The 13,604-nt window shown below is 69.5% G+C and carries 12 protein-coding genes; 9 read left to right on the top strand and 3 right to left on the bottom strand.

All coding sequences use genetic code 11. The features are described from left to right. The 3 genes from EJP67_RS08275 to EJP67_RS08285 all read right to left on the bottom strand — a co-directional run bounded on the left by EJP67_RS08275 (position 1) and on the right by EJP67_RS08285 (position 2,853). A complete protein-coding gene (locus EJP67_RS08275) occupies positions 1 to 951 on the bottom strand; it encodes an FAD binding domain-containing protein (RefSeq protein WP_126021220.1) in 951 nt (316 codons plus the stop codon). Then, positions 948 to 1,598 carry an aldehyde dehydrogenase iron-sulfur subunit PaoA gene (gene paoA, locus EJP67_RS08280; RefSeq protein WP_126021221.1) on the bottom strand — a complete coding sequence of 217 codons (651 nt, stop codon included), beginning with the start codon at positions 1,596 to 1,598 and terminating at the stop codon, positions 948 to 950. The genes EJP67_RS08275 and paoA overlap by 4 nt, the downstream gene beginning before the upstream one ends. 265 nt (positions 1,599 to 1,863) lie before the next feature. After that, the gene (locus tag EJP67_RS08285) at positions 1,864 to 2,853 is read right to left on the bottom strand and encodes an AraC family transcriptional regulator (protein ID WP_126021222.1); all 990 of its coding nucleotides are present in this window, start codon (positions 2,851 to 2,853) and stop codon (positions 1,864 to 1,866) included. 320 nt (positions 2,854 to 3,173) lie between these two features. Between EJP67_RS08285 and EJP67_RS08290 the strand changes: the two genes are divergently transcribed. The 9 genes from EJP67_RS08290 to EJP67_RS08330 all read left to right on the top strand — a co-directional run bounded on the left by EJP67_RS08290 (position 3,174) and on the right by EJP67_RS08330 (position 13,598). Next, complete coding sequence (locus EJP67_RS08290; RefSeq protein ID WP_126021223.1) at positions 3,174 to 3,806, top strand: response regulator; 633 nt, start codon at positions 3,174 to 3,176, stop codon at positions 3,804 to 3,806. A gap of 47 nt (positions 3,807 to 3,853) precedes the next feature. Then, the gene (locus tag EJP67_RS08295) at positions 3,854 to 5,134 is read left to right on the top strand and encodes a phospholipase D-like domain-containing protein (protein ID WP_126021281.1); all 1,281 of its coding nucleotides are present in this window, start codon (positions 3,854 to 3,856) and stop codon (positions 5,132 to 5,134) included. Positions 5,135 to 5,159: 25 nt separating this feature from the next. Further along, on the top strand, positions 5,160 to 5,846 hold the full coding sequence (locus EJP67_RS08300; protein ID WP_126021224.1) for an alpha/beta hydrolase family protein: 687 nt from the start codon (positions 5,160 to 5,162) through the stop codon (positions 5,844 to 5,846). Between the two features lie 159 nt (positions 5,847 to 6,005). Further along, positions 6,006 to 6,509, top strand: coding sequence for a ferritin-like domain-containing protein (locus EJP67_RS08305; protein WP_126021225.1), 504 nt, complete (start codon positions 6,006 to 6,008; stop codon positions 6,507 to 6,509). 190 nt (positions 6,510 to 6,699) lie between these two features. Then, positions 6,700 to 7,734, top strand: a complete 1,035-nt coding sequence (gene xylF / locus EJP67_RS08310; RefSeq protein ID WP_126021226.1) for a D-xylose ABC transporter substrate-binding protein — start codon at positions 6,700 to 6,702, stop codon at positions 7,732 to 7,734. Positions 7,735 to 7,897: 163 nt separating this feature from the next. Next, entirely contained in the window at positions 7,898 to 9,097 is a 1,200-nt protein-coding gene (locus EJP67_RS08315; RefSeq protein WP_126021227.1) for a sugar ABC transporter permease, read from the top strand. Between the two features lies 1 nt (position 9,098). After that, positions 9,099 to 9,899: an ATP-binding cassette domain-containing protein gene (locus tag EJP67_RS08320; RefSeq protein WP_126021228.1), complete on the top strand. Its 801-nt coding sequence runs from the start codon at positions 9,099 to 9,101 to the stop codon at positions 9,897 to 9,899. 28 nt (positions 9,900 to 9,927) lie between these two features. Beyond that, the gene (locus EJP67_RS08325) at positions 9,928 to 11,094 is read left to right on the top strand and encodes an ROK family transcriptional regulator (protein ID WP_126021229.1); all 1,167 of its coding nucleotides are present in this window, start codon (positions 9,928 to 9,930) and stop codon (positions 11,092 to 11,094) included. Positions 11,095 to 11,162: 68 nt separating this feature from the next. Next, positions 11,163 to 13,598, top strand: a complete 2,436-nt coding sequence (locus EJP67_RS08330) for a membrane-bound PQQ-dependent dehydrogenase, glucose/quinate/shikimate family (protein WP_206169467.1) — start codon at positions 11,163 to 11,165, stop codon at positions 13,596 to 13,598. Positions 13,599 to 13,604: the final 6 nt, after the last annotated feature.

The following is a 13,604-nucleotide window of genomic DNA, read 5'->3' on the forward strand; positions in this document are numbered from 1 at the left end:
TCAGCTCCTCGCTTGCGTGATGGCGGCGGCCAGCGTGCGCTCGGCGAGCTGCAGCTTGAACGCGTTCTCGTGGGTGGGCTGCGCGTCGGCGAGCAGCCGCGCGGTAACGGCCCTGGCGCCTTGCGGCATGGCGGTCTCTGCAGCCTCCATGCGCCACGGCTTGTGCGCGACGCCGCCGAGCGCCACCCGGCCGGAGCCGTCGCGCTGCACGATGGCCGCGACCGACACCAGCGCGAAGGCATAGGAGGCGCGATCGCGGATCTTGCGGTAGACGTGCGTGCCGCCCACGGGCCTGGGCAGCGTGACGCCGGTGATGAGCTCATCGCGCTCCAGCGTCGTCTCGACGTGCGGCGTGTCGCCTGGCAGGCGATGGAAGTCGGCGATCGGAATCACGCGGGTGCGTCCGTCGGGCCGCACGGTCTCGACCGAGGCGTCCAGCACGCGCATCGCCACGGCCATGTCGCTGGGGTTGGTGGCGATGCAGGACTTGCTACCCCCGATCACCGCGAGCTGCCGCGTCACGCCGCCGATGGCGCCGCAGCCGCTGCCGGGGCGGCGCTTGTTGCACGGCTGGTCGGTGTCGTAGAAATAGGGGCAGCGCGTGCGCTGCAGCAGGTTGCCCGCGGTGGTCGCCTTGTTGCGCAGCTGGCCCGATGCGCCGGCCAGCAGCGCGCGGGAGAGCACGCCGTAGTCGCGTCGCACGCGCTCGTCGGCCGCCAGGTCGGTGTTGCGCACCAGGGCGCCGATGCGCAGGCCGCCCTCGGGCGTCGGCTCGATGCGGTCCAGCGCCAGGCCGTTCACGTCGACCAGGTGCACCGGCGCCTCGATCTGCAGCTTCATGAGGTCGAGCAGGTTGGTGCCGCCGGCGATGAACTTCGCGCCGGGCCTGCCCGCGACGGCGGACGCCGCCTGCGCCGGGGTTGCGGCGCGCTCGTAGGTGAAAGCCTTCATGCCTTGCTCCCCGCCACTTCCGTGATGGCATCGACGATGTTGGAGTAGGCGCCGCAGCGGCAGATGTTGCCGCTCATGCGCTCGCGCAGTTCCTCCGCCGAGAGAATGGGGCGCGCCGTGAGGTCGGCGCTCACGTGGCTCGGCACGCCGCGCCTGACCTCGTCGATCACCCCGACCGCCGAGCAGATCTGGCCGGGCGTGCAATAGCCGCACTGGTAGCCGTCGTGCCGGACGAAGGCGGCCTGCAGCGGATGCATGCCTTGCGGCGTGCCCAGCCCTTCGATGGTCGTGACCTGCGCGCCCTCGTGCATCACGGCGAGCGTCAGGCAGGAGTTGATCCGCCTTCCGTCGACGATGACCGTGCAGGCGCCGCACTGGCCGTGGTCGCAGCCCTTCTTGGTGCCCGTCAGGTGCAGGTGCTCGCGCAGTGCGTCGAGCAGGGTGGTGCGCGTGTCCAGGTCGAGCGCCTGCGCCGTGCCGTTGACGTTCAGCGTCAGCTTCATGCGCGAGCCGCCCGCGGCCGCTGCCGGGGCCGCGGTCTGCGCCGACGCGGGCGGCGCGGTGGATGCCGAGACCGCCGCGGCGGTCGCGGCGCCGACGATGAGCGCGTCGCGCCGCGAGATCAGTTGTGTCGTGGGACTGTCCATGTCAGCTCCTGCTGTTCGAGGTTCGTGGGGATGGCGAGTACTGCTGATAGCGCGTGCCATGGGCGGTGGCGGTAGGAAAACGGCTGCTGTTGATCCCTGCCCGCGGCCCGCGGGGCTCCCCGCTTCCGAAAATGGTTCTCACCTTGGGAGGCCGCGGGGGCAGACCGGCCGATTCCCATTCTTCTGAAGCCGCGCGAGGATCGATAGCGCAATCCTCTTCATTTCTTGCCCGATCCGATGAGGCGCGGCGGCAACGGGTCCTGCCTCAGGCCCCGCTGGCGTGGCCTTGCCCGGCTCCCGCTGCGTCGATTCCCCTGCCACCCGCGCGCGCACCGCCGCGCAGCACTTCGATGTCCCGCCTGGGCGGTGCGCCGAACAGACGGCTGTACTCGCGGCTGAACTGCGACGGGCTTTCGTAGCCGACCTGGAAGGCCGCGCTCGCCGCATCGAAGTGCTCGTTGAGCATCAGCCGCTTCGCCTCGTTCAGCCGCAGCCACTTCTGGTACTGCAGCGGACTCATCGCCGTCAGCTGGCGGAAGTGGTGGTGGAAGGTCGGCGCGCTCATCTGCACGCGGGCCGCGAGCTCGTCGATGCGAAAGGGGGAGGCGTAGTTCAGCTTCAGCCAGTCGATGGCCCTGGCGATCCGGTGGCCCTGCCCGTCGACCGAGGCGATCTGCCGCAGCCTCGCGGCCTGGTCGCTCATCAGCAACCGGTAGTGGATCTCGCGATGGATCATCGGCGCGAGAACGGGAATGGCCTCGGGCTCGTCCAGCAGTTCCACCAGCCGGGTGATCGGCGCCAGCAGCGCGGGCGTCGCCTCGCCGAGTCCCACGCCGATGCCGATGGGCCGCTCGCGATGCGGCGGCAGGCCGCCCTGCGCGATGAGCTCGGCCAGCACGCGCACGTCGAGCTTGAGCATCAGGCCCAGGCAGGGCTGCCGCGGGCTCGCCGTCTTCACTTCGGAATTGGCGGGCATGTCCAGCGAGGTGATGAGGAACCGCGATGTGTCGTACGGATAGGCCTCGCCGCCCACCCACATCTGCTTGGCGCCCTGCGCGACGAGCACGATGCTCGGCTCGACCATGCAGACGGCCGGTGGCGCGGGAGATTCGCGCCTGAAGAAGCCGAGGTTGGCGATGGGCGTGTCGTGGTCGCCCGGCAGCGGCGTGCGGGCATCGATGACCCGCGCCATCGCCTGCTGCAGCGCCCTGCACCGCGCTGCGGCGTCCTCGTCCGCATCCTGTCTGGGGGCCATCTTGCTTGCTTCGAGACTTTGCGCAGGACTCTACCCGCGGGGCGCTTCGTCATCCACAAAAGAGCCGTGTCCCCGAAGGATCGGGCAAGAAATCCAGAGGAGTGAGCAAGCCTTCGCATCCCTCGGCGCAGCGGGCACCTGCCTGCCCTCCTACATCGTTGCGAGACGTTTCTGCGAACGCGTGCAGGACAAATGCCCGACCCGCCTGGCGAGGCCCCGCGGCGCAAGGGCCTGTGGCATCTTCACCTACTCATTCCGTCTGCCGGCCCGCGTGCCGGCTCGCGGCCATCCACCAAACACAGCGCAGGAGGCACATCACCATGATCAAGATCGGCATCGTCGACGACCACGCGGTCGTCCGCACAGGCCTGAAGTCGTTCTTCTCCACTTTCGTCGACTTCCGCGTGGTCGGCGAGGCCGGCACCGGCCGGGAGGCCATCGACCTGGTGCGCACGGCCGATCTCGACGTTCTGGTGATGGACCTTTCCATGCCCGGCCAGAGCGGCATCGACGCGCTCGCGATGGTGCGCGCCAAGGCGCCCGACCTCGGCGTGCTCATCCTCAGCGGCTACCCCGAGGAGCACTACGCGGTGAACCTCATCCGCCAGGGCGCATCCGGCTACCTCAACAAGGAATGCGAGCCCGAGGAGATCGCCAAGGCCATCCGCACGATCGCGCTGGGCCGGCGCTACATCTCGCCCTCGGTGGCCGAGCTGCTCGCGGGCCAGCTGGAACGCAAGGACAACGCGCCGCCGCACGAGCACCTGTCGGAGCGCGAATTCCAGGTGTTCCTGAAGCTGGCCAAGGGAGAATCGGTGGGCGCCATCGGCGAGGCTCTGTCGCTCTCGGTGAAGACCATCAGCACCTACCGCACGCGGCTGATGGAGAAGATGAACCTCTCCACCAACAGCGACCTCACCTACTACGCGATCAAGACGCAGCTGATCGATTGATCGTTTGATCGGCTTATCGCTTGGGCAGGCAGTCTCCGCGTCCTGAAGTGCGCCGCCGGGGCGCGCTCGGGACCATCGTCTGGACTTTCGTCCTGACGCTGGCCGCCACGCTGCTGGTGCTCAACTTCACCAGCGGCGAGAAGAAGCTCGACGAGCAGATCAAGCGCGAGTACGGCCTGCACGACGCCCAGTACCAGCGCGCGCTGGGCGTGATGCTCGGGCCGCCCATCGCCGGCGGCAACCGTTTCGAGGCTTTGCAGAACGGCGACGAGATCTTTCCTCCGATGCTCGCCGCCATCCGCGGCGCCAGGCGGAGCATCACTTTCGAGACCTACATCTACTGGTCTGGCGACATCGGGCGCCAGTTCGCCGACGCGCTGTCGGAGCGCGCCCGCGCGGGCGTGAAGGTGCACGTGCTGCTCGACTGGGTGGGCAGCGCCAAGGTCGACAAGGACTTCGTGCGCGAGATGGAACGCGCCGGCGTGCAGATCCGCAGGTTCCACAAGCCCAGCTGGTACGACGTCGCGCGCATGAACAACCGCACCCACCGCAAGCTGCTGGTGGTCGACGGCCGCACCGGCTTCACCGGCGGTGTGGGCATCGCGCCCGAATGGACCGGCCACGCACAGGACGCCGAGCACTGGCGCGATTCGCACTACAAGGTCGAGGGGCCGGTGGTGGCGCAGATGCAGGCCGTGTTCATGGACAACTGGGTGAAGGTGTCGGGCGACGTGCTGCACGGCGAAACCTACTTTCCGCCGATCTCTCCGGTGGGCGACGGGCGTGCGCAGATGTTCAGCAGCTCGCCCTCCGGCGGCAGCGAGAGCATGCACCTGATGTACCTGCTGTCGATCGCGGCAGCCACCAAGACCATCGACCTGTCGAGCGCCTACTTCGTGCCCGACGACCTGACCGTGGGCGCGCTGGTCGCGGCCATGCGGCGCGGCGTGCGGCTGCGCATCATCACGCCGGGTCCGATCATCGATTCGCAGACCGTGCGTGGCGCCTCGCGCGCGGCGTGGGGTCCGCTGCTGGAGGCAGGCGCCGAGATCAGCGAATACCAGCCGACCATGTTCCACTGCAAGGTCTTCACGGTCGATGGACTGCTGGTGTCCGTGGGCTCCACCAACTTCGACAACCGCTCCTTCCGCCTGAACGACGAGGCCAACCTCAACATCTACGACGAGGCCTTCGCCGCCGAACAGACCGCGCAGTTCGAGGCCGACCTGCGCCTGTCCAAGCGCCTGACCTATGAGGCCTGGAAGGACCGGCCGCTGCGCGAGAAGGCGATGGAGCACCTGGCGGCGCTGCTGTCGTCGCAGCTCTAGACCACCGCGCGGGCACACTCGCGCGATGACCACCCAGCAACAGCTTTCCATCGACGTGAGGCCCGGCACCGCGGTGTCCGCCCTCGCGATGTCGCCACCCTCGGCCGAGGCCTGCCTGGTGCTCGCGCACGGCGCGGGCGCGGGCATGGCGCATCCTTTCATGCGGGCGGTGGCCGAGGGGCTCGCCGAGCGGCGGATCGCCACGCTGCGCTATCAGTTTCCCTACATGGAGCAGGGCAGCAAGCGCCCGGACGCACCTGCGCTGGCGCATGCCACGGTGCGCGCGGCGGTGGCTTGCGCGTCGGCGCGCTTCGCGGGCATGCATCTCTTCGCGGGCGGCAAGTCCTTCGGCGGCCGCATGACGTCGCAGGCCCAGGCGCTGGAGCCGCTCGCGGGCGTCGAAGGGCTGGTCTTCCTCGGGTTTCCGCTGCACCCGCCGGGCTCGCCCGCGAAGGCGACCGAGCGTGCGGCGCACCTGAGCGAGGTCGAACTGCCCATGCTCTTCGCGCACGGGCCGCGCGACGCGCTCGCCGAGTCCGCCCCCTTCGACAACGCCGTGCAGGCGCTGGGCCCGTTCGCCACCGTGCTGGAGATCGAGGGCGCCGACCATTCCTTCCACCTGCTCAGGCGCACCGGCCGCACCGACGAGGAGGCGCTGGACGAACTGCTCGACGGCATCGCCGTTTGGATGCAGGCCTGGCGCATCGGCTGACGTCGGCCGGTGCGGGGTCGTCCTACGACGTATCGCCCGACGGGACGACGCGGTGGCACCACGGGTCTTTCGACGATGTGCCTGCGACGGATGGCAAATCAAACAAACAGAGGCAGACAGCCCATCCACGGAACATCATCAACTGAAAGGATCAACGCCATGGCATACGAAGAAGCTTCCCTCGGCACCGTGCAGTCGACCGGCCCCGCGCTGGCCAACGACGAAGTGGTGGACGTGCTCAACGACCTGCTCGAGAACTCGCGCGACGGCGAATACGGCTTCCGCGCCTGCGCCGATGAAGTCGAGAGCCCCGCGGCGAAGCAGCTGTTCGCCAATCGCGCCGAGGAATGTCGCAAGTCCGGCGCCGAACTGATGGCGCTCATCGCGGCCTATGGCGGCGAGCCGGCCGACGGCGGCACCGCCGCCGGTGCGCTGCATCGCGGCTGGGTGCACGTGAAGGGCTCGCTCGGCGCCAACAGCGAACTCTCCATCCTCGAATCGTGCGAGCGCGGCGAAGACACCGGTGTCGCGCGCTATCGCAAGGCCCTGAAGCAGAACCTGCCCGCCGACGTGCGCAGCGTGGTCGCTGCCCAGGCCGAAGGCGCGCAGCGCAACCACGACCAGATCCGCGACCTGCGCAACGCCGCTCGCGCTCGCGACTGATCAATCGCAATCGAGCGATGGAGCGCATGAAGGCCGGGCTCGCCCGGCCTTTTTTCATGGGCGCCGAACGCTCCGGGAATTCCCCGATGCCCACGATCGCAGCTCGATGGGATAGTTAGTTCGCCCTTCAAACTAACTAATTTCTTACACGGCTGGCGCCTGCGGGCGACTCAACTCAGGAGAGACATCGATGCGACTGAAACAAACCCTGGCCGCCATGGCCTTCGCCACGGCACTCGGTTCCACGGCCGTGGGCGCGATGGCGCAGACCGTCGTCGGCGTGAGCTGGTCCAACTTCCAGGAAGAGCGCTGGAAGACCGACGAGGCCGCCATCAAGGCAGAGCTGGAGAAGCTCGGCGCCAAGTACATCAGTGCCGATGCGGGCGGCTCGCCCGAGAAGCAGCTGGGCGACATCGAGGGCCTGATGTCGAAGGGCGCGAAGGCGCTCATCGTGCTGGCGATGGACAAGGACGCCATCCTGCCGGCCGTCACCAAGGCCACGCGCCAGAAGGTGCCCGTGGTGGCCTACGACCGGCTGATCGAGGCGCCTGGCGTGTTCTACATCACCTTCGACAACGTCGAGGTCGGCCGCATGGAGGCGCGCGAGGTCTTCAAGGTCAAGCCCAAGGGCAACTACGTGATCATCAAGGGCTCGCCCAGCGACCCGAACGCCGACTTCCTGCGCGCGGGCCAGCAGGAGGTGCTGGACGCCGCCATCAAGAAGGGCGACATCAAGATCGTCGGCGACGAATACACCGAAGGCTGGAAGCCCGAGGTCGCGCAGAAGAACATGGAGCAGATCCTCACCAAGGCCGGCGGCAAGGTCGACGCGGTGGTGGCCGCCAACGACGGCACGGCCGGCGGCGCGGTGGCCGCGCTCACGGCCAAGGGCATCCGCGGCATTCCGGTGTCGGGCCAGGACGCCGACTTCGCGGCGCTCAACCGCATCGCGCTGGGCACGCAGACCGCCACCATCTTCAAGGACTCGCGCGAGCTCGGCCGCGAAGCCGCCGCCGCGGCCATCGCGCTGTCGCAGGGCAAGCCTGTCGACAAGGCCGCGCCGTGGAACTCGGGCCCGAAGAAGGTCGCACTGCAGTCGCGCCTGCTGACGCCGGTGGCGGTGACGCGCGACAACCTCGACCTCGTGGTCAAGGCCGGCTGGATCAAGAAGGACGAGCTCTGCAAGGGCGTGTCGGGCGCGAGCGCGCCCGCGGCCTGCAAGTAACGCCGCACGACAGGCGAGCGACGCGCCGGCGCCATCCGCGGAAAGCGCGCCGGCTTTTTTCCCTTTCCCATGCAACGCACCAGCTGCCGGCGCCCACGGGGCCGGCCGGCAGGGCCTGCGCATCTCTTCGTAGTCCGCGCAGTCCAGAAAAAGGATCCGAAACATGAGCAACCCATCGTCATCAACACCGGGCTGGTGGCGCCGCACCGGCGTCGACCTGCGGCTCATCCTGATGTGCGTGCTGCTGGTCATCATGGCCGTGGCGTTCAGCGTCATGTCCGGCGGCGTGTTCCTCTCGCCCGAGAACCTCTACAACGTCGCGCAGCAGACGGCGGTGGTGGGCATCGTGTCCACCGTGATGGTGCTGATCATCGTGGCGCGGCACATCGACCTGTCGGTGGGCTCGGTGATGGGCTTCGTCGGTGTTCTCATCGCCTACCTGCAATACACCTCGGGCTGGTCGTGGCCCACGGCCTGCCTCGCGGGGCTCGCGGTGGCGCTCTTGGTGTCCATCTACCAGGGCTGGCTCACGGCGGTGCTGGGCGTGCCTTCCTTCGTGGTCACGCTGGGCGGCCTCATGTCCTTCCGCGGCGCGGCCTTCCTTGTGGCCGACGGCAAGACGCAGCCGGTGAACGACGAATTCTTCCAGCGCCTGGGCGGCGGCTACGACGGCGGCATCGGCGTCACAGCGAGCTGGGTGCTCGCGGCGTTCGTGGCGGTGGTGCTGTTCGCGCGCATGGTGCAGAAGCGCCGCGCGCGCCAGCGCTACGACATGCCCACCGAGGCGCTGTGGCTGGACGTGCTCATCACGGCCGTGCCGGTGGCGGTGGTGTTCGGCTTCGCCTGGGTGATGAACAGCTACCAGATCTCGTCCAAGAACGAGCCGCAGGGCATTCCGATCCCGGTGCTGATCTGGGCGGTGGTGGCCATCGTGCTGTCGTTCATCGTGCACCGCACGCGCTTCGGGCGCTACGTGTTCGCGATGGGCGGCAACCCCGACGCGGCGGCGCTGGTGGGCATTCCGGTCAAGCGCGTCACGCTGATGCTGTTCGCGCTGCTGGCGGTGCTGGTCACCGTCGCGGCCATCGTGTCGATCGCGCGCCTGAACGCCGGCACCAATTCGCTGGGCACGGGCATGGAGCTGTACGTGATCGCCGCGGCCGTCATCGGCGGCACCGCGCTCGCGGGCGGCAGCGGCTCGATCTTCGGCTCGGTGCTGGGCGCGCTCATCATGCAGTCGCTCGACAGCGGCATGCTGCTGCTGGACGTGCCCATCGGCAAGCGCATGGTCATCATCGGCCAGGTGCTGATCGTGGCGGTGGTGTTCGATGTGCTCTACCGCCGCAAGTTTGGGGAAAACTGAAATGGCAGATATCGACACCTCCAAACCCCTCGTCGAGTTGCGCGAGATCCGCAAGGCCTTCGGCGGCGTGAAGGCCGTGGACGGCGTGAGCGTGAACCTCTACCCCGGCGAGGTGGTCGCGCTGCTGGGCCACAACGGCGCGGGCAAGTCCACGCTGATGAAGATGCTCGCGGGTGCCTACCCCATCGACTCGGGAGACACGCTGATCGCGGGCGAGAAGGTCAACATCCGCACGCCGGCCGAGGCGCAGGCGCAAGGCATCGAGACCATCTACCAGACGCTCGCGCTCGCCGACAACCTCGACTCGGTGGCCAATCTCTTCCTCGGCCGCGAGAAGATGACGCCGTGGAACACGCTCGACGACCACTTCATGGAAGTGCAGGCGCGCAAGGTGTTCCAGCGCCTGAACAGGAACTTCACCAACATCCGCGTGCCGGTGCGCCGGCTCTCGGGCGGGCAGCGGCAGGTGGTGGCGATCTCGCGCGCGCTGTACTTCAATGCGCGCATCCTCATCATGGACGAGCCCTGCGCCGCGCTGGGCCCCGAAGAAACGGCGATGGTCGGCGGCCTGGTGAAGCAGCTCAAGGCCGACGGCGTGGGCATCTTCCTCATCACGCACGACATGCCCGACGTGTTCTCGCTGAGCGACCGCCTCGCGGTGATGAAGAACGGCAGGCTCGTGGGCACCTACCGCACCGCCGACGTGACCGAGGACGAGGTGCTCGGGATGATCATTGCCGGCAAGCGGCCCGAGGGCAAGGAGCAGGCCCACCACGCCGATACCGCGGCGGCACCCGCCTGACGCACAGGTAGACGGAGACAGACCCGACGTGACCACCACGGCCGACCTGCAACTGGTGAAGCGCATGAACCGCAGCGTGCTGCTGCGGCTGCTGCGCGCGCAGCCCGGCCTTTCGCGCGCACGGCTGGCCGGCGAGAGCGGCCTCACCAAGTCGACCGTGAGCCTGCTGGTGCGCGAGCTGATCGACGAGGGCTGGCTCAGCGAGGCCGGCACGACCGTGGCCGACGGGCTGGGTCGCCCCTCCACGCCGCTGCAGATCGACGTGGGCGTGCGCGCGCTCATGGGCGTGGAGATCGCCGTGGAGACCGTGCGCCTCGTGTGCATGTCGCTGCAGGGCGAGGTGCTGCATTCGCAGAGCCACGACCTGACCGACGGTTCGCCCGCCGGCGTATGCGCGCAGGTCGCGCGCATGGCGGCGGCCGCGCACGCGAAGCTGCAGCAGCTCGGCCTGCAGCTGTCGAGCATCGGCGTGTGCGTGCCCGGCGCGGTGGACGACTGCACCGGCGTCGTCCGCTTCGCGCCCAACCTCGGGTGGCGCAACGTGAGCCTGCTGCCGGCGCTCGAGAAAGCCTTCGCCGCCGTCGGGCTACCCGGGGTGACGGTGCAGCTGCAGAACGACGCCGATGCCGCCGCGCTGGGCGAATACGAGTTCGCCTCCAGCGTCGGCCAGGAGGGCGAAGACCCGCTGATCTTCGTCAACTGCGACGTGGGCGTTGGCGCGGGCGTGGTGCTCAACGACCGGCTCTTCACCGGCGCGCAGGGCATGGCCGGCGAGATCGGCCACACCATCCTCCAGCTCGACGGGCCACTGTGCTCGTGCGGCCGTCGTGGCTGCGCCGAGGCCTTCTTCGGCTCGCGCGTGCTGGAGCGCGAAGGCGCCGATCTGCCGCGCGCCGCCGCATTCTTCGGCGTGCTGCTGCAGAACCTGTGGGTCACCTTCAATCCGCGCGCCATCGTGCTCGGCGGCAAGGCCTGCGCCGACCACAAGGGCTTCGCGCAGGCTGCCTTCGAATGCATGAAGCGGCATGCGGACGACGCCGGCATGCCGGCACCGGACCTGCGCACAGCGCGCTACGGCGAACTGGCGCCCGCGGTGGGTGCGGCGGCGCTCGCGCTGCACGAATACTTAAGGCCGCTGCAGCCCGATGCGAAGGCACGCAGGGCGCGCGCCGCGCAGGTTCTCGCCGCCACCTGAGCCTTCGGCCTACGCACGGGCTGCCCGCAGCGGTCTAGCGTTCGGACTCCGTCCCTGGAGTTCCTGCCATGAATCCGCGCCCGTCCGCCGAGCCCGCCCGTTCCGCTTCCGTGTTGCTGGCCGCGATGGCCGTGCTGATCGGGCTTGCAGGCGTGGCGCTCGCCGTGGCCGGTGCATGGCTGATCGCGCTCGGCGGCTCGTGGTACTACCTCGTCGCGGGACTGGGGCTGGCGGCGGCGGCGCTGCTGTTGCGGCGCGGCGGCGGTGCCGGGTTGATGGTGTACGCGGCGGTGGTCCTGCTCACGCTGGCCTGGGCACTGTGGGAGGTGGGGCTCGACTGGTGGCCGATGGCCGCGCGCGGCGACGTGTTCTTCGTGATCGGCCTGCTGCTGCTCACGCCGTGGGTGGCGCGTGCGCTCACCCTGCGCAATGCCGCGGGCGTTGGAAGCGCGCGCGCCGTGCTCGGCGTGGTGCTCGTGGCCTTCCTGGTGGCGGCGGTGTTCTCGTGGATGCGCGATCCCCGCCGCATCGAAGGCATCTCGCCCCCGGCCGATGCCACGGCCGCGACGGCGAGCGCGCCCGTGGGCCCCGCGGCCGCGGCGGACGAGTGGACGGCCTACGGCGGCACCGGCTTCGGCCAGCGCTATTCGGCGCTCGACCAGATCACGCCGCAGAACGTGAGCCAGCTCGAGGAGGCCTGGCACTTCCGTACCGGCGACGTGCGCGGCCAGCCGGGCGACCCCGAGGAGACGACCTTCGAGGTCACGCCCCTGAAGATCGGCGGCAGGCTGTTCCTGTGCACGCCGCACCAGTCGGTGATCGCGCTCGACGCCACCACCGGCCAGCAGGTCTGGCGCTACACGCCCCAGATCGCGCGGCCGCTCGCGCTGCAGCACCTGACCTGCCGGGGGCTCTCGTACTACCCGGGTGCTGCGGCGGCGCCATCTGCCGGATCCACGCCCGCATCCGGGTCGCCGGCCGCCTGCGACGCGAAGCTGTTCATGCCCACAGCCGATGGCCGCGTCATCGCGCTCGATCCCGCCAGCGGCCAGCCCTGCCCGGCCTTCGGCGGCGGCACTGGCCAGATCGATCTCTGGAAGAACATGCCGAACGTGAAGGCAGGCTCCTACTACTCGACCTCGCCTCCGGTCGTGACGCGCTCGCTCCTCATCGTGGGCGGTACCGTGCTGGACAACGTCTCGACGAAGGAAACCTCCGGCGTGATCCGCGCCTTCGACGCGAACACCGGCGCGCTGGTGTGGAACTGGGACTCCGGCAACCCCGAGGAGACCGCCCCCATCGCGGCCGACCGCACCTACACCGCCAATTCGCCCAACAGCTGGTCGATCTCCAGCGTGGACGAGGCGCTGGGCCTGGTCTACGTGCCCATGGGCAACCAGCCGCCCGACCAGTGGGGCGGCGCGCGCAGCGAAGGCGCGAAGAAGTATTCGTCGGCGGTGGTGGCGCTCGACCTGGCCAGCGGCCGCGTGCGCTGGAGCTTCCAGACCGTGCACCACGACCTGTGGGACTACGACGTGCCCGCGCAGCCCAGCCTGGTCGACCTGCGCGTGGGCAGCGAGACCGTGCCCGCGCTGGTGCAGCCGACCAAGCAGGGCGAGCTCTTCGTGCTCGACCGCCGCAACGGCAAGCCGATCCTGCCGGTGAACGAGCGCGCCGCGCCGCAGGGCGCCGCCGCGGGCGACGTCACCGCGCCGACGCAGCCGTCATCGGCCCTGTCCTTCGATCCGCCGGCGCTCAAGCCCTCGGACATGTGGGGCGCCACCGTCTTCGACCAGTTGGCCTGCCGCATCGCCTTCCACCGGCTGCGCTACGAGGGCCGGTTCACCCCGCCCTCGACCGAGGGCTCGCTGATCCACCCGGGCAACTTCGGCGTCTTCAACTGGGGCGGCGTGGCGGTCGATCCGCGCCGGCAGATCGTCTTCGCCACGCCCGCGTCGCTGGCCTTCGTCTCCAGGCTCGTGCCGCGCGCGGACGACACCTCGCTCTACGTTCAGGGCAAGGAACGCCCCAACGACAGCCTCCCGGCGCTCAACGAGAACTTCGGCGCGCCCTTCGCGGTGAAGCTCAGCGCCTTCACCTCGGTGCTCGGCCTGCCGTGCCAGGCGCCGCCCTGGGGCTACGTCGCCGCGGCCGACCTGCGCACCGGCCGGGTCGCCTGGATGCACAAAAACGGCACGGTGCGCGACAGCTCGCCGCTGCCGCTGCCCTTTGCGATGGGCGTGCCCAATCTCGGCGGGCCCATCATGACGGCAGGGGGCGTGGCCTTTCTCTCCGGGACGCTCGACCAGTTCGTGCGCGGCTACGACGTGAACGACGGCAGGGAGCTCTGGCGCAGCCGCCTGCCGGCCGGCGGACAGGCCACGCCAATGACCTACCGTGGCGCCGACGGGCGCCAGTACCTGCTGGTGGTGGCCGGCGGCCACGGCTCGCTCGGCACGCGTACCGGCGACCATGTGATCGCCTACGCGCTGCCCAGGCGCTGAACGGCC

It is taken from the genome of Variovorax guangxiensis (assembly GCF_003952165.1).
Classification (GTDB): domain Bacteria; phylum Pseudomonadota; class Gammaproteobacteria; order Burkholderiales; family Burkholderiaceae_C; genus Variovorax; species Variovorax guangxiensis.

Excerpts from the sequence above, each read along its gene's own strand:
- EJP67_RS08275 (WP_126021220.1), bottom strand. The coding sequence starts at position 951 with ATGAAGGCTTTCACCTACGAGCGCGCCGCAACCCCGGCGCAGGCGGCG.
- paoA (WP_126021221.1), bottom strand. The coding sequence starts at position 1,598 with ATGGACAGTCCCACGACACAACTGATCTCGCGGCGCGACGCGCTCATC.
- EJP67_RS08285 (WP_126021222.1), bottom strand. The coding sequence starts at position 2,853 with ATGGCCCCCAGACAGGATGCGGACGAGGACGCCGCAGCGCGGTGCAGG.
- EJP67_RS08290 (WP_126021223.1), top strand. The coding sequence starts at position 3,174 with ATGATCAAGATCGGCATCGTCGACGACCACGCGGTCGTCCGCACAGGC.
- EJP67_RS08300 (WP_126021224.1), top strand. The coding sequence starts at position 5,160 with ATGACCACCCAGCAACAGCTTTCCATCGACGTGAGGCCCGGCACCGCG.
- EJP67_RS08305 (WP_126021225.1), top strand. The coding sequence starts at position 6,006 with ATGGCATACGAAGAAGCTTCCCTCGGCACCGTGCAGTCGACCGGCCCC.
- xylF (WP_126021226.1), top strand. The coding sequence starts at position 6,700 with ATGCGACTGAAACAAACCCTGGCCGCCATGGCCTTCGCCACGGCACTC.
- EJP67_RS08315 (WP_126021227.1), top strand. The coding sequence starts at position 7,898 with ATGAGCAACCCATCGTCATCAACACCGGGCTGGTGGCGCCGCACCGGC.
- EJP67_RS08320 (WP_126021228.1), top strand. The coding sequence starts at position 9,099 with ATGGCAGATATCGACACCTCCAAACCCCTCGTCGAGTTGCGCGAGATC.
- EJP67_RS08330 (WP_206169467.1), top strand. The coding sequence starts at position 11,163 with ATGAATCCGCGCCCGTCCGCCGAGCCCGCCCGTTCCGCTTCCGTGTTG.